Below are 1,362 nucleotides of genomic sequence, written 5' to 3'. Positions count from 1 at the left end.
GAGCCCTGTATTCCACAGGGCTCAGGCCATTGAGTCTCAGCTTGATGCGATCATGGTTGTAGTAGTGAATGTACTCATCCAGACCCGCTCTCAGCTCATCAATGCTCTCGAAACGCTTCAGGTAGAAAAACTCAGATTTGAGCGTGCCGAAGAAGCTTTCCATGGCCGCATTGTCCAGGCAATTGCCTTTTCGAGACATGCTCTGCTTTACCCCGCATTCGCTTAGCTTACGGCGGTATTGCGCCTGCTGGTAATGCCATCCCTGATCCGAATGCAGCACGAGCTTCGGTTTCTCTCCCAGGCAATCGAGCGCTTTGCCAAGCATGTTCCCAACCAGGCTATAGCACGGGCGGCTGGCCATTTCGTAGGCCACGATTTCGCCGTTGTACAAATCCATCACGGGCGACAGGTAAAGCTTCTGTTGAGCTACTTTGAACTCGGTTACGTCGGTCACCCACTTCTGGTTTGGGCGTTGAGCAACAAAATTTCGCTCCAGCACATTCGCTGCCACTTTACCGACGGTACCTCGATAGGAGCGGTATTTCTTGGGGCGCACTACTGATTTCAATCCCTGCTCAGCCATCAGCCGTTCAATGACCTTCTTGTTCACCCGCTTTTCCTTCCTGATTACGAGTGCGATACGGCGATAACCATAAAGCCCTTTCTGCTCGTGGTAGACGCGATGCACCAATGCCTTGAGCTCAGCATGCCGATCTGGCTTCTGCTGAGCTTTGAGCTGGTAGTAGAAGGTGCTGCGCGCCAGCTCGACCAGTTGAAGGAGGTCAGGCAAAGGAAATCTGCGCTTGAGTTTGGAAACGATCAGGACTTTTTCCCGCGTGTTCGTTCCTTTTCCTCGCGCAGAGCCTTGAGCTCCTTTAGGACAGCGTTCTCCATGCGCAGGTACTCAAGTTCAGCCATCAGCTGATCTCGAGACTTCTGATCATCACTGGTATCGGTGGGTTTGACAGGCTTGATCTTCTTCGACACGTCGATTGGCTTTCTTGGCTTAATGGCAGTAGAGGGTGCAGGACTGCCACTGTAGTACTGCCGCTGCCAAATGCCTATCTGAGAGGACTGCCCAAGACCAAAATGGGCAGCGGTCTGGCGCAGTGAAAGCCGATGCTCGTGCATGTAGCTAAGCACCTGCTGCTTGAAATCACTGCTATAGCGCCGCCCATGCGAGCCTGGACCAATGCCATTATTGGCCTGATATCTGGCCACCCAGCGTCGAAGCAGACTGAAATCGATACCTAAGTGTTGAGCCACCTTTCGGAAACCGTTGCTGCCGTCCAGGTAGGCTGTGATCGCTGTGAGCTTGAATTGCTCGGTGTACTTACCCATAGATCCCCCAAGGGTTGGATT

At 53.0% G+C, this 1,362-nt stretch carries 1 protein-coding gene; it reads right to left on the bottom strand.

Annotated features, from left to right (window positions below; genetic code table 11):
- A protein-coding gene (locus FQ668_RS27255; RefSeq protein ID WP_110159977.1) for an IS3 family transposase occupies positions 1–1,341 on the bottom strand; the annotation gives its coding sequence in 2 pieces (ribosomal slippage) (positions 1–865 and positions 868–1,341; 1,339 coding nt annotated over the 2 pieces). This gene is flagged as partial in the annotation.
- Positions 1,342–1,362: the final 21 nt, after the last annotated feature.

The sequence above is a fragment of the Pseudomonas sp. Kh14 genome, assembly GCF_900291005.1.
Taxonomy (GTDB): domain Bacteria; phylum Pseudomonadota; class Gammaproteobacteria; order Pseudomonadales; family Pseudomonadaceae; genus Aquipseudomonas; species Aquipseudomonas alloputida.
The sequence above is the reverse complement of the archived record's forward strand: the minus strand, read 5'-3'. Positions and strand labels throughout refer to the sequence as shown.